Below are 25117 nucleotides of genomic sequence, written 5' to 3'. Positions count from 1 at the left end.
CCCGCCCACCCCCATCGAAGGAGAACCCGTGCCTCGCAGAGACGTCGGAGAGGTCCTGCTCGACGTGCAGGACCTGAGCGTCGACTACCTGACGCTGAACGGCGCCGTGCGCGCCGTCAGCAATGCCTCGTTCACGCTGCGTCGCGGCGAGATCCTGGGACTCGCGGGGGAGTCGGGCTCGGGCAAGTCGACTCTGACCACGGCGCTGCTGCGGCTGCAGCGCTCCCCGGCGGTCACCGTCGGCGGGACGGTGCTGTACCACGGGGAGGACGGCTCCGTCCTGGACCTCGTGCCCCGCACCGACAAGGAGCTGCGCCGCCTGCGATGGAGCTCGCTCGCGATCGTCATGCAGAGCGCCATGGATGCGCTGAACCCGGTCAAGCGGCTCGGAGCCCAGTTCGTCGACGTGCTCCGGGAGCACGACCCGCGGATGACCACGAAGGAGGCGCTCCGACGGGCCGGAGACCTCCTCACCCTTTCCGGCATCCCCCGGGACCGGCTCGACTCCTTCCCGCACGAGATGTCCGGCGGGATGCGTCAGCGCTCGCTCATCTCGCTCGCGCTCGCCTGCGACCCGGACCTGGTGGTGATGGACGAACCCACGACCGCGGTCGACGTCGTCATGCAGCGCACCATCATGAGCCAGGTGCTGCGGCTGCAGCGCGAGCTGGGATTCTCGATCATCTTCGTCACCCATGACCTGTCGCTGCTGCTGGAGCTCTCGGACCGGCTCGCGATCATGTACGCCGGGAAGATCGTGGAGATCGGACCGGCCGAGGAGCTCTACCGCCGTCCCCGCCACCCGTACACGAAGGCGTTGCGAGACTCCTTCCCGCCCCTGCATGCCCCGCTCGTGGAGATGCACGGGATCCCCGGCTCCGCCCCGGATCTGCGGAACCTGCCCGCCGGCTGCGCCTTCGCGGACCGCTGCCCGGAGGCCTTCGACCTGTGCGGGACGCAGCGTCCTCCGCTCGTCGCCGTCGGCGACCAGGTCGACGCCGCCTGTCATCTCCACCATGCCGATCGGGAGCCGGACGCGGCCCCCGAGTCCGTGAAGGGACGTGCCGCATGAGCACCCACGCCAGCACGAGCCCGTCCCCGTCCCCGTCCCCGCATCGCCCCGCCCAGCCCGGCGCGGCGGAGGTGGTCCTCGAGGCCCGCGGAGTCACGAAGCACTTCGAGGTGCGCGGCCGGAAGGGCACCTCGATCGTGCGGGCCGTCGAGGACATCGACCTGCAGCTGCACCGCGGCGAGATCGTCGCGATGGTCGGCGAGTCGGGATCCGGCAAGACGACGGTCGCCCGCCTGCTGAGCCTCTACTACGAGGCGACCTCCGGCGAGATCCTGCTGGACGGGAAGCTGGTCGACCACGTCTCCGGGAAGAGGGCCCGCGACTACTACGCCCAGGTCCAGCTGCTGTTCCAGGACCCCTTCGCCTCGCTGAACTCGCTCAAGCCCATCCGCCACATCCTGGGGCGGGCGCTGCGGATCCACGGCCGGGCCCGATCCCGCCGGGAGACCGAGGAGAAGATCCACGAGCTGCTGCGGCGCGTGAACCTCACCCCGCCGGAGCAGTACATCGACAAATACCCGCACGAGCTCTCCGGCGGCCAGCGCCAGCGCATCGTGATCGCACGCGCCCTCGCGGTGGAGCCGCAGGTGATGCTGGGCGACGAGCCGATCTCCATGCTCGACGTGTCCATCCGTCTGGACGTCCTGAACCTGCTGAAGAAGCTCCGGGACGAGGAGGGCCTGGCCCTGCTCTACATCACCCACGACATCGCTTCCGCCCGGTACATCGCGGACCGCATCAACGTCATGTACGCGGGGCAGATGATCGAAGGCGGCTCCTCCGAGGACGTCATCCAGTCCCCGCAGCACCCGTACACCCGACTGCTCCTGGACTCCTCCCCGGATCCGGCGCGCGGGCTGGACGGCGACCAGCAGTCGCTCTTCGACGAGGTCGGGGATCTGGGGGAGCCGCCCAGCCTGATCACCCCGCCGAAGGGCTGCCGCTTCAATCCTCGCTGCCCCTTCGCGATGGAGATCTGCAACCGGGAGCAGCCGGAGAAGATCGAGATCTCACCGGGCCACTGGGCCCGGTGCTGGCTCCATCAGGAGGGGAAGGCGCATCTGCTGCGGCAGGAGACCATCCGATTCGGCGTTCCGATCGAAGCGGCGGCGGAGCTTCCCGACGGCGGCGCCCCCGATATCGCCGATGTCTTCGACCGCGAGGACGAGCCGGAGTCCGATTCCTGAGGACGTCGCCGGGGACCGGTCGCCGAGCCTGGGAGAGGGCCGGTGCGCGATCGCGCACCGGCCCTCTCCTGCCGTCGGGCAGAGGCTCCGAACGAGGGGATCAGCGGTTCGGCGGCGTCACCGCCACGTCCTCGGGCAGCACGGCCGCATACTCCTCGAGGATCTTCTTGCCGCCGCGCTCCTCCCACTCCTTCACCGCGGCGGTGAAGTCGTCGATGGTCTTGCGGCCCTGGATGACGTCGTTGCGGACATCGTTCACGCGCGTGGACAGCTCGGTGCCCTTGGAGGACGCGGTGTCGGAGTACAGGCCCTTGGTGGGGCTGACCTGCGCGAGCTCGAGCAGCTTCTTCTCCTGCTCGTAGATGTACTCCGAGTCCTCGGGGATCGAGTTGTAGATGACGCCCTCGCCCGCCGTCATGATGTCAAGAGCCGAGCGCAGCCCGGGGACGTCCTTCTGACCGGACTCCGTGAGCACGTAGTTGCCGTCGGTGAGTGTGTAGTCCTCCCCTTCGGTGCCCCAGGACTTCTGCATGTACTCGGTCGTGCCGAACGGTGCGGACAGCCAGTTCACGAGGTCCAGCAGCTCGCGGATCTTCGCCTCGTCGTCGGTCTTTCGGAACGGCGTGTAGCCGACGGTCCCGTAGCCCATGTTGTAGTTCGGCTTCCGGCCCTCGACCGCGGCGAAGGGGATCATGATCTCCGAGCGGATCTCCGGGTTCAGGTTCCGCACGGCCGTCGCCCCGCGCGGGCCGACCTCCACCATCGCGCCGATCGAGCCGTTCGCGAAGTACTGGGCGCCCTCGGCGAGGTTCAGATCAGGGTAGAACGCGCCGGCCTTGAACACCTTCTGCGCGTACTCGAGGGTCTCGAGGTACTCCTCCGTCTGGAAGTTCGCGGTGAGGGTGCGGTCCTCGTTGACGCGGTACCCGTTGGGGACGCCGTGCCATTGGCTGAACATGTGGAACGCGTTGGGCAGGAACGGCTCGAGCGCCCAGCGCTTGCCCGGGATGAGGATCTCGGTGCACTTGTCGAGGAACTCCTGCGCGCTGCTGGCCTGGAAGCCTCCCACCGACTCCCACACGTCGGGGTTGCCGAGGTACACCTGGCCGAAGGGCGTGGACGGGATCGGCGCACCCCAGATCCGGCCGTTGACGACCGCGGTCCGCCACGAGCCCGGGGTCAGGGCCGCGAGGTTCGGGTACTCGAGCACCGCGTCGCCCGCGAGGTACTCCGTGAGGTCCGTGAACTGCGATTCGAGCATCGGGCCGACGTTCGGGATGCCCTGGTTCGGCGGCACCCACATGAGGTCGGGCAGGTCCCCGGAGGCGAGGATCGTCGCGAACTTCTCCGGGTACGAGTCGACGACGATGTCGAGCTTCAGCGTCCCGCCGAGCGCCGTGTTCAGCCGCTGCCAGAACCCGTTGTCCTGCATCGGCGGCGACGGCGTCGCGAAGGTCTGGGTGAGCGCGGTGATCTCACCGGAGGTGATGGGCGGGGCATCGGTCGTGGTGAGCAGCTCGGCGGGCGCCTGGAGGTACACGTTGTGCAGGCCCTGCTCGTTGCCGGGCAGGTCCGGGCTGAGGCCCTCGATCGGCTGGTAGGTGGGGAGCGTGACATCGGCCGATGCCTCCGCTCCGCCCTCCTGGGTCGAGCCGCCGGAGCACGCGGCCGCTCCGAGGGCGACGGTGCCGGCGACGCCGGCGGCCAGGACGTCGCGTCGACGCAGGGAGAAGGTCATGGTCATGCCTTTCGGGAGTGGGACGGGGAATGCCAGGAGCAGAGACGATCAGTCCTGTGGGATGGCTGATCAGCCCTTGATGGCGCCGGTGATGACGCCCTTGGAGAAGTACTTCTGGAGGAACGGGTAGACGAGGACGATGGGGGCGAGGGCCACGACGACGACGGCCATCTTGATCGACTGCGGCGGAGGCGCCTGGGCGACCCCCAGCTGGTCCGCGGTCAGCGAGGTCCCCTGGATGACATAGCTGCGCAGGATCAGCTGGATGGGCCACAGGGTCTGGTCGGAGATGTAGAGCATCGCGTTGAAGAACGAGTTCCAGAACCCCACCGCGTAGAACAGGCCGATCACCGCGATGACCGCCTTGGACAGCGGCAGCACGATCTTCCTCAGGATCGTGAAGTCGGAGGCGCCGTCGATGCGCGCCGACTCCAGCAGCTCCTTCGGGATGCCCATGAAGAAGGACCGCATGATGATGAAGTTGAAGGCCGCGAACAGCCCCGGGAGGATCAGCGACCACACCGTGTTCAGCAGGTGCAGCTCCTTGATCATGAGGTACATCGGGATGATGCCCGGGCTGAAGAACATCGTCACGATGATCGCCATGAGCATGAACTTCCCGCCGATCACGGGCCGGCTGAGCGCATAGGCCATGCTCACGGTCACCGCGAGGGCGAGCACCGTGCCGATCACGGTGATGAACACGCTGACGCCGAGGGCGCGGAACACCAGGGGGCTGGAGAAGATCGTGCGGTACGCCTGGAGCGTGGGATCGGTGGGGAACAGGACGTACCCGCCGGCGTCGCGGATCTGCTCGTCGGAGGCGAAGGACGTCGAGACGACGATCAGCATCGGGACGATGATGGAGATCGACACCAAGATGATGACCAGGGCCTTCACCCCGGACATCGGGACGGAGGGGCGCTCCATCCAGGCGGCGCGCTCGGAGCGGCCGAATGCCCAGCCCCACAGGCGCTGATGGATCGAGGACCCGCTCGTGCCGGTCGCGGTCATGAGGGCCTCCCTCGGTAGATGCCGTCCTCGCCCAGCAGATGGGCGACCTTGTTCGCGGAGAGGATCAGGATCGTGCCGACCACGCCCTTGGCGAGGCTCGCGGCGGCGCCCATCGACCAGGACCCGCCGATCACGCCCGTGTAGTAGGCGTAGGTGTCCAGCACCTCGGCGGCATCGGCCCCCACGGCGTCGCGCTGCAGGATGAACTGCTCGAAGCCGACGGTGAGGATCGAGCCGAGGTTCAGGATCAGCAGCAGCACGATCACCGGGCGCATGCCGGGCAGGGTGATGTGCCAGATCCGGCGCCAGCGGCCGGCGCCGTCCGCGGCCGCGGACTCGTAGAGCGAGGCGTCGATGCTCGCGAGCGCGGCGAGGAAGATGATCATGCCCCAACCGGCGTCCTTCCAGGCCACCTGCAGGACCACCAGCAGCGGGAAGGTGTCCGGGTTCGTCATGAACCCGATGGCCTCGCCGCCATGGCTCACGATCCACTGGTTGATGAACCCGGCTCCGCCGAGGACCTGGTGGAACAGGGCGATCACGAGCACCCAGGACAGGAAGTGGGGCAGGTAGACGATCGACTGGAAGGCCCGGCGCAGGCGCGGGGTCATCATCGAGTCGACGATGAGGGCGAGCGCGATCGGCAGCGGGAAGAACAGCACCAGCTGCAGCGCGGCGAGGACCATCGTGTTGCGCAGCGCGAGGCCGAAGCGGTCGTCGTAGAGCAGGTCCGTGAAGTTCTGGAAGCCGACGAACGGCGCCTCCCAGATCTTGAGATAGGGCTGGTAGTCCTGGAACGCGATGACGTTGCCGAGGATCGGGATGTAGAAGAACAGCAGGAGGCAGAGCGCTCCGGGGACCATCAGCACGAGCATCTGCCAGTCGCGCCTCAGCAGCGCCCCGATGCTCTTCCTGGCGGGGCGGCCGACGGGTCTCGAGGCCGGCGGCGGCTCCTGGCCGGTGCGCGGCCCGGGCGGCGCGCTCTCCTGCTCGGTCGACATGGTCACGGAGTGGGTTCCTCTCGGTCCGGGCCTGTCCTCCTTGACAGGGTGCCCCCGAGAGTAAATGCTTTCACATGCGGTGTCCAGCGATCGTCTCCGACAGGCGACCTCCCTCGGACCCCCCGAACGCCCCCCTGCATCGATGCATAGTGGGGCCTGCCGGGCGTGGAGCCCACGGCATGACCCTCGACAGCACTCCCGGATTGGTGGAACCAGCACATGGAAGACCTCAGGATCGGCATCATCGGCTTCGGCGCCCGCGGGCCGATGTCCCGCCACGCCCACAAGCCGGGGGAGGGTTCGCGGGTGACCGTCGTGGCCGAGCCGACGCAGCGCGGGAAGGAGGAGGCGCGCAAGACCCTCGGGGAGGACATCGCCCTGGTCGACAGCGTGGAGCAGCTCGTGGCGGAGCACGAGGTCGACGCCGTCATGATCCTCGCCCCCGATTTCGCGCATGCCGAGATCGCCCTGGTCACCCTCGGCGCCGGGATCGCCACGTTCTCCGAGAAGCCGATGGCGATCCGGATCGAGGACACCGATGCGATGCTCGCCCTCGCGATGGAGAAGCGCACCCGCCTGTTCGTCGGCCACAACATGCGGCACATGCCGGTGATCCGGCAGATGAAGGCGATCGTCGACTCCGGGCGCATCGGCCGCGTGCGCGCGATCTGGTGCCGGCACTTCGTCGGCACCGGCGGCGATTTCTACTTCAAGGACTGGCACGCCGACCGCTCGAAGGCGACCAGCCTGCTGCTGCAGAAGGGCGCCCACGACATCGACGTCATCCACTGGCTCGCCGGCGGGTACACGCGGCGCGTCTCCGGGATCGGCGACCTCGCGGTCTACGGCGACATCACCGATCGTCGCGACAACTCCGACCGCCGCATGTGGGACTGGTACGACGCCGACGTCTTCCCGCCCACCGCCCAGAAGGAGCTGAACCCCGTCGTGGACGTCGAGGACATCTCGATGCTCAACATGACCCTCGACAACGGGGTGCTCGCCTCCTACGAGCAGTGCCACTTCACGCCGGACTACTGGCGCAACTACACGGTGATCGGCGACGCCGGTCGGATCGAGAACATGGGGGACGGCGGAGGCGAGCAGATCCACATCTGGTCCTCCCGCCGCTCCGGCCCGGGACACCCCGACGACGTCGAGGTCATCTCCCGCGGTGACGGCGGGCACGGCGGCGCCGATCCGAACCTCGTCGCGGAGTTCCTCCGCTTCGTGCGCGAGGGCGGGGCGACGGACGTGTCCGTGATCGCCGCGCGGGAGGCCGTCGCGACCGGCTGCGCCGGCGCGGAGTCCATCCGCAGCGGCGGCGTGCCGATCGACATCCCCGCCGTCCCGGCGGAGATGCGCGCCTACTTCGACGGCGGCCAGGCCTGAGGAGCTGAGAAGGCAGCCCCTTCTTCCTCTGCGGCGGCCTCGATGGCGCAGCTCCTCGGTATCGAGGGCGGTGTCGTCGAGGCCGTCGCTTCTGTCCGCGCCGGAGCCTGACGGGGTCAGGCTCCGGCGCGGTCACTCTGCGCCTCCTGTCGCGGCGCGAGCGGCGGGAGGCGCAGGATTCGAAGCGCCGGTGTGCCATCTGGCGGGGCCCGAGAGGCTCGAACATGCATCTTCTTGATGGATATATGCCCGTATGGGCATGTTCGTTGCATGTTCGCGGGGAGGGTTGTATGGTCTGGGTCACCCACCTGCAATGACGGAGGTCCTCCTCATGACCCGCCAGCAAATCGATTCACATCCCTCTCCCTCAGCCGTCCCTTCGATGCCGCGCGGTCTCAGCCGACGGGCTCTCCTGCTCGGCGCCGCCGCCGCGGGCACCGTTCTGGTCGCCCCGGCCATCACCGCACCGCAGGCATCGGCCGCGAGCGGCGCGACGACATCGCGGACGCAGACCGTCAGCGCCTTCCCTCGAGCCCGCGAGGTCGGAGACGGTCGCACCTACCAGGCGCTCTCCGCGAGCGACCTCAACCCGACCGGTTTCTACCTGGCCCCCGACGTCGCTCTCGAGGTCACCGTCTCCCAGGCGACCGCCGAGGAGCACATCCTCGTCGTCGGCGCACCGGACGCGGAGATCGACGAGGCCAAGCGCGCCGTGCGGGAGTACCCCCTGAAGAAGGGCAAGGTCACCGTGACCGATCCCTTCGGCGGTCCCATCTACTGGAAGGTGATCGGGCATCGCGGCTATCTCCGCGCCACCCTCGGCTCCGCCGCGGCACGCATGCCCTTCTTCATCCACGGCACGACCACGGAGTCCGAGTTCCAGGATCAGCTCGATGCGCGGGACACCCCGTACGCGGAGCTCGTGAGCAGCCACGCCCTCGTCACCGTGCAGATCGAGGCGGCTCGGCGCTTCCGCGGCGAGGACCATGCGAGGCTCATGAGCACCTTCGAGGAGATCATCGGCATCGAGGACGCCCTCGCCGGCCTCGACGACACGAGCGCCCTGCATGCGCGGCTGGACCACCGCTACCACTTCGTCACCCGGGCTGCGGGGATCGAGGGCGTTGGCGCCTTCGCCACCCACGGGCACATGCTCTTCCCCGCCCCGATCCAGGACCGTCTGCTCACGGTCGACGCGCTGCGCCTGCGCGGCTGGGGCGTCTACCACGAGCTGGGCCATCAGCATCAGCAGACCGTGTACAAGCCGTCCGCCCTCACCGAGTCGACCGTGAACTGGTACTCCCTCGCCGTCAACCGGAAGTTCGGGACGCTCTACGGACAGGCCCCGAGGCTGCACGTGCCGGAGTCCACGGGGGAGACCGTCTGGAGCAGCGCGGTTCCCAAGATCGGGATCGAGGGCGTCGACTTCCTGACGACCTTCACCATCATGGAGCAGCTCGTCATGTACGAGCAGCTGCGCCTCGCCTACGGCGACGCGCTCTTCCGGGACGTGCACCGTCTGGTCCGCGAGGAGAAGCCGGAGCCCGGCGACTACGACGACAACGACTACCGCCTGGGGATGCTGGTGTACTACCTGTCCAAGGCCGCCGGAGCGGACCTGCGGGAGTACGCCGCCGCCTGGGGGATCCGCTATCGGCCCTCGATCGCCGAGGACATCGCCGCGCTCGCCCTGCCCCAGCCGGAGCAGGACCTCACCGCGATCCGCGACGAGGACGGAGCGGCCCTTGCCGCCCAGGTCCTCGCCTCGCCCACGCTGCGCCGGGCCAACGGCCTGGGCTGAGGGCCGGTCCTCTGACGGGGCGGGGCGACCGGCTCGCTGCTCGCGGACCCGGCGCGGCCGCGTCCGGAGGCGCCGCATGCTCGCCTCGCCCTCGCGCAGCCCGGTCTCCTCGATGCTCGACGTCGTCCGCAGGCGCCGTCATCTGCGCAGATCAGGGGGCATAGGCTTCGCAGGCCTCGGCGGACCATACCGAGGCGCCGGGCTCAGGGGCTGGAGAGGTCCTGCGCGTCGAGCTCGTCGACGAGGTCGCCGTGAGCGTCGGTCAGCACGTTCAAGGAGACCGTGCGGGCGTCGACGATGTGCTTGGCGAGGTAGGTGGGGCCGCCGGGCGCGCTCGCGGTGACGGTGAGGGCGAGGGGGCATTCCGGTCGGGCGGAGCCGGTCCAGCGGCGGGTCGGGGAGGTGGAGGGCGCCATGCGCAGGGAGGTCAAGGTGGCGGCTTTGCGGTAGCGGGCGCCGAGCCGGGCGAACATGGTGCCCGCACCCTCGGGGGTCGGCTCCTGCGCGGCCTCGATGACCTCGAGCGTGCTCGCGACGACGGTGTCGCCCACGCGCACGAGGCTCTCCCAGGTCGCGATCTCGCGGCCACGCTCGATGTCCAGGAGTCGGGCGCTCCATCCGGTCGCGGGGGAGATGCGCCGTACCAGGCGCTCGACCGAGGCCTCCTCGCCGCTGAGCAGCATCTCCTCGAGGGGGCGGACCGCCCCGATCGGCATCGGCGCCCGGTGCGCGACCTGCCGGCGACGTCCGGGTCCGCGCTCGAGCACGCCGTCCTCCTCGAGCAGGGCGAGGGCCTGACGGACGGTCGTGCGGCTGACGGCGAGCTGTCGTGAGAGCTCCTGCTCCGTGGGGAGGACGACGAGGTCCTCGTCGGGGCGGATGAGGGTGTCATAGAGCCGGTCGTAGACCTGGACGGCGAGGGGTCGGCGGTCGCGAACGGGCGGGATGTCCATGCTTGTCATCATGCCAGAGGCAGGCAGTTGCCGAAGGGGACCGCCGTATGTATATTGTCTAGCACTAGACAAACGAACGGCGTTGTTCACAGGAGGTACGGGTGCCGATCGCAGCCATCCACACCGTCGGAGGGTTCACCATCGACGCGATCATCCACGCCGACGGCAGCTGGTCCACCGGCCGCCTGGGCGGCAACGCCCTGTGGGCCTCGATGGGCGTGGCCCTGCAGGACGGAGGCAGACCTGTGGCCCACGCGGTCGTCGGCGGTGACTATCCCGACTCCGCGATCGACCGGATCGCTGCGCGCGGTGTCGACGTCGCCGATGTCCATCGGCACCCCGACGTCCGCACTGCACGGGTCACCTTCGCCTACCGCGAGGACGGCTCGCGGACGCAGCCCGCCCCCCGCGAGGCGGTCGCCGTTCTTCCCGAGGACGTGCAGGCCCAGTTCGCCGACTCCACCCGCGACCCCGCCCGTACCCTCGCCTCCCTCCCGGATGCCGCGATGCTCGAGGCGATCGCGCGCGCTCGAGGCGGCTCCTGGCATCTCGGCCTCCTGCCCGGAACCCGCTTCGCCGATCTCACCTCCGCCCTGCGCCGCGGCGGCGCCGACTACGTCCAGGCCGACTGCCCCGCGCGGGCCGAGCTCGCTCGTGAGGGGGAGGGGCTGCTCGAAGAGCACCTCGGGGCGCTCGACGTCTTCCTCCCCAGCACCTCCGACACCGACGTGTTCGCCCCCGGCGAGGACCATCGCGACCTTGTCCGCCGCTTCCACGACTACGGCGCCCCCGTCGTCGTCCTCAAGCGCGGCGAGCTCGGCGCGCTCGTCTCCGACCGCGCCTCCGGGCGCATGTGGTCCGTGCCGGCGCTCCCCGCCCCGGCCGATGCCGACGCCACCGGTGCCGGGGATGTGTTCTGCGGCAGCTTCGCTCACGCCTACCGCAGCGGTCGCACCCTCCTCGAGGCCGCGATCGAGGCATCGGCTGCGGCGCACGCCGCCCTGGCGAGCTCGAGCCCCCTGGACCTGCACCGCCCCCAGACGAGCGACCGGCGCTCTACCGTCGCCGCCATCGCAGAAGGAGTGACCCCCCTATGAGGAAGACGACGATCGGCGTCATCGGCAACGCCTCCCGCCCCGGAGTCGTGCTGCCCGCCGCCCTGCTGGAGGCCGCCGAGGAGACCGGACGGGAGATCGCCGAACACGGCGCCGTGCTGGTGACCGGCGGCACCGGCGGCGTCATGGAGGCTGCCGCGCGCGGCGCCCAGGAGAGGGACGGGCTCAGCGTCGGCTTCCTTCCCCAGGCCGACCACGCCCACGCCAACCCGCACCTGGACCTGGCCTTCCCGACCGGCATGGGCACGATGCGCAACCTGCTCACCGCCCGCTGCTGCGATGCGCTGATCATGATCGGCGGCGGCGTCGGCACCCTCAACGAGCTGACTATCGCCTACGACGTCGGCACGCCCGTCATCGCCCTGCGCGGCAGCGGCGGCTGGAGCGACCGCATCGTGCACGCCTTGGTCGACGGCCGCTGGCTCGACGAGCGCCGCGTCGCCGAGCTCGAGTTCGCAGGCTCACCCGCCGCCGCCGTCCGGCTGGCGCTCGCTGCGAGCACCCGGCCCCGTCGCACCGGGGGCCTCACCGCCCACACCGGTCACGCGGGCGACTGATCCCGCTCCCCACCACCCGCGCTTTTCTCGACGAGGAGAGAATCGATGTCGATGACCACATCCGCCCGGGCCCCGCAGGGGCCGCTCACCCGCGGCAGGGCGACCCTGCTGACCGGCCTCACCATGGCTGTCATCGCGTTCCAGCTGAACGCGACCATGCTCAACCCCGCCGTCACCCAGATGGAGATCGAGCTCGGCGTCACGACCGCCGCGATCGCCTTCTCCTCGGCCCTGTTCTTCCTGTCGAAGGCGATCTTCCAGGTGTTCATGCCGCGGCTGTCGGACATGGTGGGACGCCGACGCGTCCTGCTCGTGCTGCTCGCGATCCTCGCGGCCGGCACCGTGATCGCCATGGTCGGCCCCACCGTGGAGTGGCTGTACGTGGGCCGCTTCATCCAGGGCACCTGCGGACCCGTGTTCACGATCGCCCTGCTGACCCTGCGCGAGGCGATCCCCGATGAGAAGGAGTACGGGACGCGGCTCGGCGTGATCATCGCGATCAACGGCGGCATCGCCGGCATCGACGTGATCCTGGGCGGCTGGATGGCCGAGCACTTCGGCTTCCGCTCGATCCTCGCGCTGTGCCTGGTGCTCACGATCGCCGCGATCCTCGCCGTCATCGCCTGGGTGCCCTCCGGTATCGCCACCCCGGGCGCACGGATGGACTGGTGGGGCGTCGCCTTCATCGCCGTGGTCGTGGTGGCCCTCAGCTGGGCCGTCGGGGGTGACCCGTTCGGGCACCGCTTCCCGAGCCTCTGGGCCTTCGGATACATCGCCCTCGCGGCTCTCGCGCTGCTCGCCTTCGTCGCCCGCCAGCGCAGCGCCCGGGATCCGCTGATCCCCGCCGATCAGCTGGGCAACCGGGCGATCTGGGCCATGCCGCTCACCACGATCCTCACCCTCGCCGGGGTCATGGCCGTCGCGAACCTGGTCGGTCCGTCGTTCGCGCAGAACCCGGCCGCGGGCTGGGGGATGAGCGCGACCCTCGCGTCGATCCTGTTCATCGCTCCGTACGCCCTGGTCGGCTGGGTCGTGGGCCCCTTCGCCGGCCGGCTCGCCCCGCGCGTGGGCTACGTCCGCCTCCTCCAGCTGGGCCTGCTCAGCTCGGCCGTGGTGATCGCGGCGCTCGCGCTCGTGGGGCTGCGCAGCCCGATCGCGTTCGGGGTGCTGCTGTTCGTCCTGGGCATCACCTACGGGGGCATCACGAACGTGATGCTCAACGGCCTGGGCGTGCTGCTCTCTCCCGCGAGCGCTCCGGGTCTGCTGCCGGGCCTGAACGGCGCCTCCTTCGCGATCGGGGCGGGCCTGTCCTTCACGATCGTCGGCCAGGCGATCACGAACGGGTCTCCCGCCGGGGCCGAGTCCTCCCTCGGCTACGCGCACGGGCTGTGGATCTGCGCGGGCATCGCGCTGCTGGCTCTGCTGATCACGCCTCTGCTGCCGAAGCCGCAGCTGAACGGGGCCGGCGGGCAGGCCTGACCATCAGCGGCGGCTTCCAGGAGCGGCCGCAGGCGAGCGCAGGGAGTCTCGGGGGACGAGGCGCGGCGGATCGATCACGCGGCGGATCGGCTCCGAGCTCGTCTCGAGCGCCCGCAGCACCTGCACGGCCGCGCTGCCGAGGATCTTCGGGTCGCGGTCGATCGCGCTGATGGTCGGGGAGCGCATCCCCAGACCGGGCGTCGACTCCCAGGAGATCACGCCGACGTCGCGGGCGATCGCGAGGCCGTGGTGGTCCAGCCGTGCCAGGGTCGCGAGGGTGATCGCCTCGTCCTCGCACAGCAGCAGGTCCGGCATGCCCTCGCCGACGAGTGCGTCGATGTGCGAGGCGACCTGGTCGCGGGTCGCTTCGTCGGAGGTCTCGATGATCGGCAGGGCGACGGCAGCGGTGAAGCCGCCGGCCCCGGACGTCTCCGATCCCCCCGCCGGGTCCGGGACGGCCGCAGTGAGGGCGTCCAGTCGTGCCTGGGAGTGGCGGTAGTCGCTCGCGGCGTGGAGATAGGCGAGGGAGCGATAGCCCAGCTGTGCCGCATCGGCCAGCAGGTTCGTCATGACCTGCGCGTCGTCGACGAAGACGCTCGAGGCCTCCGGGTAGCCGCGGGTGTCGCCGAAGAAGACGGCGCGCAGCCCCAGACGGGCGACGAGGGCGGGGCGCGGGTCGTCGGTGCGGGGGTTCACGAGCGCGACGGCGTCGACCCGGTTCTCGGCGTGCCAGGTGCGGATGGCCGCGAGCTCGTCCTCGAGCGATTCGACCATCTTCAGCACGAGGGCGATCGGCGTGGAGTCGAGCTCCGCCTCGATGCCTGCGATGAGCCGCAGGTAGAAGGTGTCCTGGGCGAGGGTCGCGAACGGCGCGGTGATGACGAGGCCGATCGCGCCGACCTTCGAGGAGGACAGGGCGCGGGCTGCGGCGTGGGGCGTCCAGCCGAGCTCGCGGGCCCTGCCGAGGATCCGCTCCCGGGTGGCCTCGGACAGACCGGGACGGCCGTTGAGGGCGAAGGAGACGGAGGCGGTGGAGACTCCGCAGTCCCGGGCGATGTCCGCGATGGTCGGTCGACGCATCCTATGGATGATACGCTTGCTAAAGCGCTTAAGCCGGCGGGGTCCGCCTCCTGGCGTCATCGGAGCCGCCATCCGCTGTTCCGTACGCTGACCTCGTCACTCCGTCCCCGACACACCCGACAAGGTGATCGACCATGACCCGTGCCGCGATCGGCGCCAACTACACCCCGCGCCGTGGCTGGTTCCACTCCTGGGGCGCCTTCGAGCCCGGCCCGGTTTCCGAGGACCTCGCCCAGATCGCCGAGCTGGGCCTGGACCATGTGCGGATCTTCCCGCTGTGGCCCATCCTCCAGCCCAACCGCACCCTCATCTCCACCGCCGCCGTCGACGACGTGCTGACCGTCGTCGACCTCGCCGGGCGGCACGGGCTGCGGATCTCCGTCGACCTGCTCCAGGGGCACCTGTCCAGCTACGACTTCCTGCCCGCCTGGATCTCCACCTGGCACCGGCGGAACATGTTCACCGACGAGGGCGTCGTCGCCGCGCAGGCCCAGCTGGCCCGTGTCCTGGGAGGCGAGCTCGCCTCCCGCGAGAACGTCACCGGCATGACGCTCGGCAACGAGATCGGACAGTTCGCCGTGTCCTACCACCCGGACCCGCACCCGGTCACGAGCGAGCAGGCCACCGCCTGGACCCGCGATCTGCTCGCCGTCGTCGACGAGGTCCTGCCCGGTCGCCGCAGCCACCACAGCTTCGACGACACGCTGTGGTTCAAGGACGACCACCCGTTCACGCCCTCCGACGCCGTCCACCTCGGGGCTTCCACGACCGTCCACTCCTGGGTGTTCACCGGCGCGGCACAGGCGCTCGGCGCGGACCACCCCGGGCTTCCCCTGTTCGGCCGCTACCTCATCGAGGTCGCCGCGCTGTGGCAGCGCCTGCTCGGCGCCCCTGCCGACCGGCGCATCTGGCTGCAGGAGATCGGCGCTCCCGTGCCGTGGGTCGATCCTGCGCGCGGCGCCGAGTTCGCGGAGGCCAGCATCCGCGCCGCGGTCGGGAACCCGCTGGTCGAGGCGGTGACCTGGTGGTGCTCCCACGATGTGCACCGCGACCTGGGCGACTTCCCCGAGGTCGAGTACAGCCTGGGCCTGTTCGATGCGCAGGGGCGCACCAAGCCCATCGGCGAGGCCGTCGGACGCCTGGCGCGCGAGCTCGCCTCCGGCGCCGATCTCTCCGCCCCCACGGCATCGGCTCCCGAGCCGCTGCAGATCCATGGCCTCGCCCTGGACGGCTCGAACCGCTCGATCCTCGGACCGCGCGGTGACATCTTCCGTCTCTGGGCGACCGAGGCGCTCGAGGGGACCGTCCGTCCGCTCGCCGCCGCGGAGACCTCCCCGGACCTCGCGGCGCGCGGCGTCGAGCACAACGCGAGCCCCTCGGCTCCCAGCAACCAGCACTGAAGGAGACCCCGTGCACGACAATCGTCCCACCAGCGAGGACCGCGTCCGCCGGTTCCTGAACGAGCAGCTGCCCGCGCGCCGCCACCTCGCGACCGCGGAGCTGACCATCGAGGCCTGGGAGGTGCCGGACGAGCCCGTCCCCTTCGACGTCGCCCGCGCCCAGACCTACACCCCCATCGCCGTCGGCGACCGCTGGGGCAGGCCCTGGTCGACGCTGTGGCTGCACGTGACCGGCCAGGTGCCCGAGCACTGGAGCGCCGCCGAGGACCGCGACATCGAGCTGCAGCTGGACCTGTCCTTCACCAACATGCCCGGCTTCCAGGCCGAGGCGCTCATCTGGACGCCGGAGGGGGAGACCGTCAAGGCCGTCAACCCCTACAACCAGTACCTCACGCTCGAGCCGGGTCAGAAGATCGACTACTACCTCGAGTGCGCCGCCAACCCCAACGTCCCCGGAGACTGGACCTTCGCGCCCACCGCCCTGGGCGACAAGGCGACCTCGGGCACCGACCCGATCTACGACCTCACCCAGCTGCGTCTGGCCTGGCGCAGCCGCAGCATCTGGGAGCTCGAGCAGGACGTCGTGGCGCTGAACGGCCTCATGCACACGCTGCCCGAGCAGTCCCCGCGCCGCTTCGACATCATGGCCGCGCTGACCTCCGCGCTCGACGCCGCCGACCCCGACGACCTGCATGCGAGCGCCCCCGCGGCCCGCGCGGCCCTGCGCCCCGTGCTCGACGCCCCCGCGAACGCCTCCGCCCTGACCGTCGTCGCGACCGGTCACGCGCACATCGACTCCGCCTGGCTGTGGCCGCTGCGCGAGACCAAGCGCAAGTGCGCCCGCACCTTCTCCAACGTGTGCTGGCTGCTCGAGCACTACCCGGCGCTGACCTTCTCCTGCTCCTCCGCCCAGCAGTACCAGTGGATCCGCGACGAGTACCCGGGCCTGTGGGAGCGGATCCGCGGTCATGTCGAGACCGGCCGCTTCGTGCCCGTCGGCGGCATGTGGGTCGAGTCGGACACCAACATGCCCGGCTCCGAGGCGATGGCCCGCCAGTTCCTGCACGGCAAGAAGTTCTTCCTGCAGGAGTTCGGGCTCGAGACGACGGAGACCTGGCTGCCGGACTCCTTCGGCTACTCCGCCGCGCTCCCGCAGATCTGCGCCCTCGCCGGCAACGAGCACTTCCTGACCCAGAAGGTGTCCTGGAACCAGTACTCGACCTTCCCGCACCACACCTTCCGCTGGGAGGGCATCGACGGGACCACGCAGTACACGCACTTCCCGCCGATCGACGCCTACAACGGCCAGCTCACCGCGAAGGAGCTCGCCTACTTCGAGACGAACTTCAAGGACAAGGGCGCGAGCCACATCGGCCTCACCCCGACCGGCTGGGGCGACGGCGGCGGCGGCCCCACCCGCGAGATGATCGCCTCCCAGGAGCGCTTCGCCGACCTCGACGGCGCCCCCAAGGTCGAATGGTCCACGTCCCGGGACTTCTTCACCCGCGCCCAGGCGGAGCATCCCGACGCGCCGCTGTGGAACGGCGAGCTGTACCTCGAGCTGCACCGCGGCACCTACTCCTCGCAGATCCACGGCAAGCAGGGCAACCGCCGCACCGAGGCGCTGCTGCATGACGTCGAGCTGTGGAGCGCGACCGCCGCGTACCTGGTCCCGGACTTCGCCTACCCGTACGAGGAGATCGACGCCCTCTGGGACAAGCTGCTCCTGCTGCAGTTCCATGACATCCTCCCCGGCTCCTCGATCGCGTGGGTGCATCGCGAGGCCGAGCAGTCCTACGAGTTCATCACCGAGCGCGGCGAGGCCCTCGTCGCGGCGGCCCTCGCGGCCCTCGGCGACGAGGACGGCGCTCCGCGGCGGGCGAGCTCGCTCTCCCGCACGGCCGCGGGCGTCGCCCCGCTCGGCATCGGCGTCCCCGCGGCACCGGCCGATGCCCCCGTCCTCACCCGCGAGGGCGGACGGCTGCTGGTGGACACCCCCGGCCTGCACGTCGAGATCGACGAGAGGGGCCTGCTCACCTCGCTGCGCGCGGGGACGGACGGCCGCGAGGCGATCGCCCCCGGTGCGGCCGGCGCGCTCCTGCAGCTGCACCGCGACGCCCCGAACGCCTGGGACTCGTGGGACATCGACGAGTTCTACCGTCACGTCCACCGCGACCTCGAGGCGGAGGGCGAGCCGCTCGCCGAGGTCGAGGCCGATGGCACCGTCCGCATCGAGGTCGCCTACCGCACCCGCCCGGAGGGCTCCCCGGAGCGTCCCTACGACGCGGCGCCCTCGATCGGCACCGGGTCGCGGATCGTCCTCGCCTACACGATCGCCCCCGGCGCCGAGGACCTCGGCATCGCCCTGGACGTGGACTGGCACGAGCGCAAGAAGGTCCTCAAGCTCGCCTTCCCCCTCGACGTGCGCGCCGCCGTGATGAGCAGCGAGATCCAGTTCGGCCACCTCGACCGGCCGATCCCCGTGAACACCAACGAGGACTTCGGCCGCTTCGAGACCTGCGCGCACCGCTGGGTGCGCGTGGCCGAGGCCGACTTCGGCATCGCGCTCGCGAACGACTCCTCCTACGGACACGACGTGCGCCGCGTGCTGCGCGAGGACGACGGCGGCACCACCACCGTCGTGCGCGCGACCGTCCTGCGGGCCGCGACCTTCCCGGACCCGCTGGCCGAGGAGGGCACCTACACCCTCCGCTACGCGATCCGGCCCGATGCCGGCGTCGCCGAGGCCATCGACATGGGGGAGGGGCTGGGCCAGACCGTCCGCACCGTCCGGCGCCGCGAGGACCTCGCACCGCTGGCCGCCCTCGACGGCGGCAGCGCCCGCATCCAGACGGTCAAGCTCGCCGAGGACCGCTCCGGCGACGTGATCGTCCGCCTGTACGAGGCGGAGGGCCGCCGCAGCCCGGCAGCCCTCACCGTCCCCGGGGCGCGCGAGCTCACGGTCGTGGACCTGCTCGAGCGCCCGCTGACCGCCCAGTCCGTGCTGGGCCACCGCGCCGCGACCGCCGAGGGCGAGATCCTCGCCCTCACGCTCAAGCCCTTCGAGATCACGACGGTCCGCGCGACCTTCTGACCCGCCGGGCCCCGGCACGACCGCCGCATCCCGCGACACCGCATGACCGCTTGACCGTTCCACCCACTGCCGGGCCGCCCCTTCGGGCTGCCCGGCAGCGTCTTTCCCAGGAGGACCCTGCACATGAGAGCGACGCGCCGCACCGCGCTCGTCGCCGGAGGAGGCGGGCTCACCGCGCTCGCCCTCGCCGGCTGCGGACTGCGACCCACCGGCCGGCCCTCGGCCGACATCATCCGCGAAGCCGCCGAAGGCGATATCGGCGGAGAGATCGCCTTCCAGACCTGGTCCCTCAAGAACGAGACCTTCACCCCGTTCTTCGAGCAGGTCATCGCCGACTTCGAGGCCCAGCACCCCGGCACCTCGGTGCGCTGGATGGACCAGCCGCCCGAGGGCTACGAGGACAAGCTCCTCGCCCAGGCGAACTCCGGCTCCCTGCCCGATGTCATCAACCTCGCGCCCGACATCGCCTTCGCCCTCGCCCGGGCCGGGCTGCTGCTGGACGTCGGCGCCGTCCAGGACGACCTCGAGGAGGTCTACGTCCCCGGCGCCGTGGAGTCCTTCCGCTACGACCAGGTCGAGGGGACCTTCGGCCTGCCCTGGTACCTGGGCACCGACATGAACTGGTGGAACCTCGCCGGGCTCGGGGAGGCCGGCGTCGACGCGGCGTCCCTGCCCACCAGCATGGACGAGCTCTTCGAGGTCGCCCGGGCCGTGCACGAGGCGGGCTCCCGCAACCCGGTCATCTCCAACATGCCGGACTTCTCGATCACCAGCGAGGGCGACGAGTTCACCTTCGCGACCGAGGAGAACGTGCAGCTCGTGACCGGCTACGCCGAGCTGTACCAGTCGGGGGCGATGCTCCCCGAGGTCCTCTCCGGTGCCGAGCAGGGCAACACGGACCTGTTCATCCAGGACAAGGTCCTGTGGACCACGGCGACCTCGACTTTCGCGAGCGACCTCGCGAAGCAGGCACCCAGCCTGCTGGAGACCACCGCGGTTTCGCCCCGCATCGGCATCCCGCCCCTGTACGGGCAGGGCGTCTCCATCGCCTCGACCTCGAGGAACCTCGCCACCGCTCTCGCCTTCGGCCGCTTCCTCACCTCCGACGAGTACCAGATCGGCTTCGCGAAGCTGGCCCCCGGCTTCGTGCCGGGCACCCAGGCGGCCGCGGCCGATCCCTCGCAGTACGCCGTCCAGGACGGGAGCCCGCTGCTCGAGGAGTCGGTGCAGATCGCCGCGACCTCGATGGAGACCGCCGAGGTCATGTCGAACCCGCTGTGGACACCGGACATGAAGACCAACCTCACCCAGCTCATCTCCCGGGCCATGACCGGGGAGATCACCCCGCGCCAGGCGCTCGAGGACGCCGTCCGCTACGGCAACCTCAACCTCCAGTAGCGCCCTTCCGCACCCCTCACCTGCACCACCGATCCGACGAAGTCTGAGGCATATGCGCGCCTACCGTGCCCACATCCCCTGGCTGCTCGCGGGGCCCGCCCTGATCTGGGTGTGCGTCTTCGCGCTCTGGCCGTTCATCAACACCGTCGTGCTCTCCTTCTCCGATGCGCGCCCCCTCGCGGGCGGCACGTTCATCGGCCTCGAGAACTACGCGACCCTCCTCCAGGACCGCCGGTTCTGGAACTCCCTGCTCACGAGCCTGGTCTACGCCGTGCTGTGCGTGCCGCTGCTGACGTTCCTCCCGCTCGTGCTCGCGATCCTCGTCGAGAAGCAGATCCCCTTCATCTCCGCCTTCCGGACCACCTTCTACTTCCCGGTGATCGCCTCCGTCGTCGTGGTGGGTCTGATCTTCACGTGGCTGTTCGACTCGCGCGGCATCGTCAACGAGGCGCTCGCGTTCGTGGGCCTCGTCGATGCGCCCATCCCCTTCCTCGCGAGCCGATGGGGGATCACCCTCACCGCGATCCTGCTGACCGTGTGGAAGGGCCTCGGCTACTACATGGTCGTCTACCTCGCAGCGCTCGGGAACGTGGGCCGCTCTCTGCACGAGGCGGCCGCGATGGACGGCGCCGGCGCGATCCGCCGCTTCTGGACGATCACCGTCCCCGGTGTGAAGGGAGCGATGTTCCTGGTCAGCGCCATGGTGACGGTCGCCGCGATGCGCGTGTTCACCGAGCTGTACGTGCTCTCGGAAGGCTCTGGCGGCCCCGGCGGCGACGCCATGAGCCTCGTCATGCTGGTCCAGCAGACCGGCAGCGGCCTGCAGGGACGCCTGGGCTACTCCTCCGCGCTGAGCGTGGCCCTGTTCGTGGTGACCATCGGCCCCCTGCTGCTGGTCGCCTACCTCAACAGCCGCGGGGACTCCGCGGCCGCGAAGGAGGACGCATGAGCACCACCGTCCTGGAGAACCCCTCGGCGCCGGCCGCCGAGGCCCGCCGTTCCTCGGCCCCGGCGGGCCGCCGCCGGGAGCGGCCGTACCGCACCAAGGGAGCGGGCGGCTTCGGCAAGCCCACGCTGACCGGCCTGATCCTGCGCTACGTGCTGCTGGTGGCCGTGCTCGTGCTCGCCGTCGGCCCGTTCGTGTGGCAGCTGTCGACCTCCCTGAAGGGGCCGATGGACGACATCTACTCCTTCCCGCCGTCGCTGATCCCCTCGGATCCGACGCTCGGGAACTACACGACCGTCGCCGCGACCATCCCGATCCTCCGCTACGCGGGGCATTCGCTGATCGTCGCCCTCGCCCTCGCGATCGGGAACGTGGTCCTGGGGACGGCAGCGGGCTACGCGCTGGGCTGCCTGCGCTTCCGCGGGAAGAAGATCGCGATGGGCATCCTGCTGGCGACCCTGCTGCTGCCCGGCGAGGTCACGATCATGAGCCAGTTCCTCACGATCAAGTCCCTGGGGCTCGCCGACAGCCTGGGCGGCGTGATCCTGCCCGGTCTCGTCGGCGCGATCAACGTGCTGCTGCTGACCGCGGCGTGCCGCGCGATCCCGCAGGAGCTGCTCGAGGCGGCGGTGCTCGACGGCGCAGGAACCTGGCAGGTGCTGCGCAGCATCGTCTGGCCGAGCGTCCGCGGCATGGCGAGCGTCGTGGCGATCTTCGCGTTCATCGGCGGCTGGGACGACTTCCTGTGGCCGCTGGTGGTCCTGTCCGATCCGGCGAAGTACACCCTGACCGTGGGCATGGAGTACCTGAACTCCGCCTTCGGCTCGGATCCCCGCGTGGTCGCGGCCGGCACCATGATCGCCCTGGTCCCGATCATCATCTTCTTCGCCGTCTTCCAGAAGTTCTTCTTCCGCGGCGTCGAGGACGGGGCGGTCAAGGGCTGATCGTCTCCGCTCCGGCCGGAGGGAGGGCGAGGGACGAGCGCTCCCGCAGGCCGGTGCGGTGGCGATCGGCCATCCAGAACAGACCTGATCGTCTCCGCTCCGGCCGGAGGGAGGGCGAGGGACGAGCGCTCCCGCGGGCCGGCGCCCGCCCTCAGGCGGGGAGCGGCGCGGGATCGGCGAAGAGCCGCTGGAGGCGGGCGGCCTCGGCGCGTCCGGCCTCGCGGCCCGGGCCGAACCAGCGGCGCGTGTCGACCGGGGCCCCCTCGCCGGTGAGGACCTCCCGCACCGAGCTCGTGACCACCTGGTTCAGATGCGTGGACACGTTGATCTTCGTCATCCCCGCGCGGATCGCGGCCTGGATCCCGGCATCGGACACCCCGGAGGATCCGTGCAGCACGAGCGGCACCGGGACGGCGCGGGCGATCCGGTCGATGAGGTCCAGGTCCAGCTCGGCGTCGCGCGTGGTCATCGCATGGGAGGAGCCGACGGCCACGGCCAGCAGATCCACGCCCGTGTCCTCGACGAACCGCGCGGCCTCGCCGGGATCGGTGCGCGCCGTGGGGGAGTGGACCCCGTCCTTGCCGCCGACCTCGCCCAGCTCCGCCTCGACGCTGACGCCCAGCAGATGCGCGGCCCGGACCACGTCGCGGGTGCGGGCGCGGTTCTCGGCATCGGGCAGGCGGGATCCGTCGTACATGACGGAGGTGAAGCCCAGCCGCAGGGCCTGGCCGATCAGGTCCAGGTCATCGGCATGGTCGAGGTGCACGACCACGTCGACGGAGCAGGTGCGGGCGATCTCGAGGGTGCCCAGCGCGATCGGGGCAAGGGAGCCGTGGTAGCGCGCCGCGTTCTGGCTGATCTGCATCACGACGCCTTGTCCGGTCTCCTCGGCGGCGGCGGCGAAGGACTCGGCGTTCTCCAGGTGGATCACGTTGAAGGCAGCGAGGCCGCGGCCGGCCTCGCGGGCGGCACGGGCGAGGGGCGCGAGCGGGGCGAGGGTCATCGCATCTCCAGGGGGGTGCAGGTCTCGGGGCGGATCTCGGCGAGCAGCGCGGCGCGCAGGTCGGGGTCGATCTCGCCGGCGACGGGGCGAGCAAGGGCGGAGGCGCTGGTCGCGACCGCGTCGACGAGGGCATCGGCGGTGACCGGCGCCGGATGCGGGGACCTCGCGCGGGCCAGATGGCGCAGGAGCGCGGCGACGGCGGCATCCCCTGCTCCGGTCGGGTTGCCGGCGATGCTGCGGGGCGGGCGGGCCCGCAGGAGCCGCCCGTCCCGGGAGGCGACGAGCATGCCGTCGGGGCCGAGCGAGCAGACGACGGATCCGGCGCCCAGATCCAGCAGGGCGCGGCAGGCGGCGGAGGGATCGGTCGCCCCGGTCGCGGCGAGGGCCTCCTCGCGGTTGGGCTTGAGGACATCGGCTCCGGCGCGGGCCGCGGCCAGCAGCGCCGGTCCGGAGGTGTCCACGAGCACCGGCACCCGGGCCGCGCGGGCGGCGGCCACGAGCGCGGACAGGCGGGCGTCGCCCATCCCCCGGGGGAGGGAGCCGCTGATGCCGAGCGCCCGCGCCCCGGGAAGCCGGTGCAGCACGGAGGCCTCGAGCGCGTCGAGCTCCGAGCCGTGCAGCTCCGGGCCCTGCTCGTGGATCCCGGTCGCCTCCCCCCGGGCGAGCAGGGTCACGGTGCGCCGGGTCTCGCCCCCGATCTCGACGAAGCCCTGGACGATGCGGGGGCTCGCCTCCGCCAGCAGGGTGCGGATCCCCCGGCCGGTCGCGCCGCCCAGAGGGCCGAGGACCGTCACCGCCTCGCCGAGCGCGTCGAGCACGCGCGCCGTGTTCAGACCCTTCCCGCCGGGCATGGCCCGGACCTCCTCGGGTCGATGGACGGCGCCGGGGCTCAGGGCCGTGAGCGTCTCGGTGATGTCGAGGGCCGGGTTCGGCGTGAGGGCGAGGATCATGCCTGCGTCCCCGTCAGAACTGCCGCCCGGGCGCGCTGGGCCAGGAGCCCGGCGCCGCGGCAGCCCGCCCACATGCCGAGGGTCGCCGGGACGATCGGCGGGGCGGGGATGGCCCCGAGACGCGGGGCGATCGAGCCGCGCAGCGGCGCGAGGACGATGTCCCCGCCCTCGGCGAGCCCGCCGCCGATCACGATCGGCACCGGGCCGATCCCGGAGATGATCGTCGCGAGCGCCTGCGAGAGCGTGTCGAGCGCCCCGAAGAGGATCTCCTCGGCGGCCCGCTCGCCCTCGCGCGCGAGGTCGACGACGTCGTGGGCGCTGATCGCGAGGGCGGCGTCGGTGCCGGTCGCCTCCGCATAGCGGCGCGAGATCGCGCTGGCCGAGGCCACGGCTTCGAGCCGCATCCGCGCGCCGGTGACCGGCTCGAGCACCTGCAGCTGGCCGATCTCCCCCGCGTAGCGGTCGCCCAGCAGGCGACCCTCGTGGACGACCGCGGCGGCGACGCCGGTGCCGATGGGGACGAACACCAGGTCGGTGGGGGCGTCGACGCCGTGGGTGCGGTCGTCGTGATCGGCGCGGCGGCGCAGGAGCCGGCCCGCTCCCCAGGTCGCCTCCGCGAGAGCACCGGCGCGGACGTCGTGGCCGACGGCCACCGGGCCGGGCAGCGCCTCCTCCAGCAGGGCGCGGATCGGCAGATCCTCCCAACCCAGGTTCACGGCGAGCTCGACGACGCCCGCGTGCTCGTCGAGGACGCCCGGCACCACGACGCCGACGGGGGTGTGCTCGGCGAGACCTGCCCGGGCGCGCAGGCTCGCGACGCCGGCGGCGAGGGAGGAGACGACCTGGCCGGGGGCGTCCGGAGTGGGCAGGGAGACCTGCAGCCCCAGCTCGCCGGACGGGCCGATGAGGCCGAGCTTCATGCGGGTGCCGCCCACGTCGACGCCGATCACGACATCGGGGGCGAGCGGTGCGGGGGTGCTCATGGGATGCTCC

20 protein-coding genes are annotated in these 25117 nt (G+C 71.0%); 12 read left to right on the top strand and 8 right to left on the bottom strand.

Annotated features, from left to right (window positions below):
* Nucleotides 1-28 precede the first annotated feature (28 nt).
* Together ACFFF6_RS00355 and ACFFF6_RS00350 are read left to right on the top strand one after the other, a co-directional pair.
* Nucleotides 29-1072, top strand: a complete 1044-nt coding sequence (locus ACFFF6_RS00355; protein ID WP_376977164.1) for an ABC transporter ATP-binding protein — start codon at nt 29-31, stop codon at nt 1070-1072.
* Nucleotides 1069-2259 (top strand): ABC transporter ATP-binding protein, encoded by a 1191-nt coding sequence (locus tag ACFFF6_RS00350; RefSeq protein ID WP_376977163.1) that lies wholly within the window; start codon nt 1069-1071, stop codon nt 2257-2259. Before ACFFF6_RS00355 ends, ACFFF6_RS00350 begins: the two co-directional genes overlap by 4 nt.
* Before the next feature lie 100 nt (nt 2260-2359).
* On the opposite strand, the gene ACFFF6_RS00345 is transcribed toward ACFFF6_RS00350, so the two are convergent.
* From ACFFF6_RS00345 to ACFFF6_RS00335, 3 genes are all read right to left on the bottom strand, one after another.
* Entirely contained in the window at nt 2360-3997 is a 1638-nt protein-coding gene (locus ACFFF6_RS00345; protein WP_376977161.1) for a type 2 periplasmic-binding domain-containing protein, read from the bottom strand.
* 69 nt (nt 3998-4066) lie between these two features.
* Nucleotides 4067-4927, bottom strand: coding sequence for a carbohydrate ABC transporter permease (locus tag ACFFF6_RS00340; protein WP_376977549.1), 861 nt, complete (start codon nt 4925-4927; stop codon nt 4067-4069).
* A gap of 80 nt (nt 4928-5007) precedes the next feature.
* Nucleotides 5008-6018: an ABC transporter permease gene (locus ACFFF6_RS00335; protein ID WP_376977159.1), complete on the bottom strand. Its 1011-nt coding sequence runs from the start codon at nt 6016-6018 to the stop codon at nt 5008-5010.
* Nucleotides 6019-6231: 213 nt separating this feature from the next.
* On the opposite strand from ACFFF6_RS00335, the gene ACFFF6_RS00330 reads away from it, so the two are divergent.
* Entirely contained in the window at nt 6232-7404 is a 1173-nt protein-coding gene (locus tag ACFFF6_RS00330) for a Gfo/Idh/MocA family protein (protein WP_376977158.1), read from the top strand.
* Nucleotides 7405-7735: 331 nt separating this feature from the next.
* A complete protein-coding gene (locus ACFFF6_RS00325; protein WP_376977156.1) occupies nt 7736-9205 on the top strand; it encodes a M60 family metallopeptidase in 1470 nt (489 codons plus the stop codon).
* A 203-nt stretch (nt 9206-9408) separates the two neighbouring features.
* Here the strand turns inward: ACFFF6_RS00325 and ACFFF6_RS00320 are convergent, their stop codons facing one another.
* Nucleotides 9409-10158, bottom strand: coding sequence for a GntR family transcriptional regulator (locus ACFFF6_RS00320; RefSeq protein WP_376977155.1), 750 nt, complete (start codon nt 10156-10158; stop codon nt 9409-9411).
* A 101-nt stretch (nt 10159-10259) separates the two neighbouring features.
* Here ACFFF6_RS00320 and ACFFF6_RS00315 point away from each other — a divergent pair, with 101 nt between their 5' ends.
* From ACFFF6_RS00315 to ACFFF6_RS00305, 3 genes are read left to right on the top strand one after another with little or no spacing between them, the layout of a single operon-like run.
* A complete protein-coding gene (locus tag ACFFF6_RS00315; protein ID WP_376977153.1) occupies nt 10260-11255 on the top strand; it encodes a carbohydrate kinase family protein in 996 nt (331 codons plus the stop codon).
* A complete protein-coding gene (locus ACFFF6_RS00310) occupies nt 11252-11830 on the top strand; it encodes a TIGR00725 family protein (protein ID WP_376977151.1) in 579 nt (192 codons plus the stop codon). Before ACFFF6_RS00315 ends, ACFFF6_RS00310 begins: the two co-directional genes overlap by 4 nt.
* Nucleotides 11831-11881: 51 nt before the next feature.
* A complete protein-coding gene (locus tag ACFFF6_RS00305) occupies nt 11882-13309 on the top strand; it encodes an MFS transporter (protein ID WP_376977149.1) in 1428 nt (475 codons plus the stop codon).
* 3 nt (nt 13310-13312) lie between these two features.
* Here the strand turns inward: ACFFF6_RS00305 and ACFFF6_RS00300 are convergent, their stop codons facing one another.
* The gene (locus ACFFF6_RS00300; RefSeq protein ID WP_376977147.1) at nt 13313-14389 is read right to left on the bottom strand and encodes a LacI family DNA-binding transcriptional regulator; all 1077 of its coding nucleotides are present in this window, start codon (nt 14387-14389) and stop codon (nt 13313-13315) included.
* A gap of 134 nt (nt 14390-14523) precedes the next feature.
* Between ACFFF6_RS00300 and ACFFF6_RS00295 the strand changes: the two genes are divergently transcribed.
* From ACFFF6_RS00295 to ACFFF6_RS00275, 5 genes are all read left to right on the top strand, one after another.
* Nucleotides 14524-15789, top strand: a complete 1266-nt coding sequence (locus ACFFF6_RS00295; RefSeq protein ID WP_376977145.1) for a glycoside hydrolase 5 family protein — start codon at nt 14524-14526, stop codon at nt 15787-15789.
* Between the two features lie 10 nt (nt 15790-15799).
* Nucleotides 15800-18883, top strand: a complete 3084-nt coding sequence (locus tag ACFFF6_RS00290; RefSeq protein WP_376977144.1) for an alpha-mannosidase — start codon at nt 15800-15802, stop codon at nt 18881-18883.
* A 123-nt stretch (nt 18884-19006) separates the two neighbouring features.
* The gene (locus ACFFF6_RS00285; protein ID WP_376977142.1) at nt 19007-20281 is read left to right on the top strand and encodes an ABC transporter substrate-binding protein; all 1275 of its coding nucleotides are present in this window, start codon (nt 19007-19009) and stop codon (nt 20279-20281) included.
* Nucleotides 20282-20333: 52 nt separating this feature from the next.
* Complete coding sequence (locus ACFFF6_RS00280) at nt 20334-21230, top strand: carbohydrate ABC transporter permease (protein WP_376977141.1); 897 nt, start codon at nt 20334-20336, stop codon at nt 21228-21230.
* Complete coding sequence (locus tag ACFFF6_RS00275; RefSeq protein WP_376977139.1) at nt 21227-22171, top strand: carbohydrate ABC transporter permease; 945 nt, start codon at nt 21227-21229, stop codon at nt 22169-22171. Before ACFFF6_RS00280 ends, ACFFF6_RS00275 begins: the two co-directional genes overlap by 4 nt.
* Before the next feature lie 151 nt (nt 22172-22322).
* On the opposite strand, the gene ACFFF6_RS00270 is transcribed toward ACFFF6_RS00275, so the two are convergent.
* From ACFFF6_RS00270 to ACFFF6_RS00260, 3 genes are read right to left on the bottom strand one after another with little or no spacing between them, the layout of a single operon-like run.
* A complete protein-coding gene (locus tag ACFFF6_RS00270) occupies nt 22323-23174 on the bottom strand; it encodes a class II fructose-bisphosphate aldolase (protein ID WP_376977138.1) in 852 nt (283 codons plus the stop codon).
* Nucleotides 23171-24124 carry a 1-phosphofructokinase family hexose kinase gene (locus ACFFF6_RS00265; protein WP_376977136.1) on the bottom strand — a complete coding sequence of 318 codons (954 nt, stop codon included), beginning with the start codon at nt 24122-24124 and terminating at the stop codon, nt 23171-23173. The genes ACFFF6_RS00270 and ACFFF6_RS00265 overlap by 4 nt, the downstream gene beginning before the upstream one ends.
* Nucleotides 24121-25107 carry an ROK family protein gene (locus ACFFF6_RS00260; protein WP_376977134.1) on the bottom strand — a complete coding sequence of 329 codons (987 nt, stop codon included), beginning with the start codon at nt 25105-25107 and terminating at the stop codon, nt 24121-24123. The genes ACFFF6_RS00265 and ACFFF6_RS00260 overlap by 4 nt, the downstream gene beginning before the upstream one ends.
* Nucleotides 25108-25117 lie beyond the last annotated feature (10 nt).

Origin of the sequence: Brachybacterium hainanense (genome assembly GCF_042434575.1) — a bacterium.
GTDB classification, from domain to species: Bacteria; Actinomycetota; Actinomycetes; order Actinomycetales; family Dermabacteraceae; genus Brachybacterium; species Brachybacterium hainanense.
This window is presented reverse-complemented; position numbering and strand designations above follow the sequence as displayed.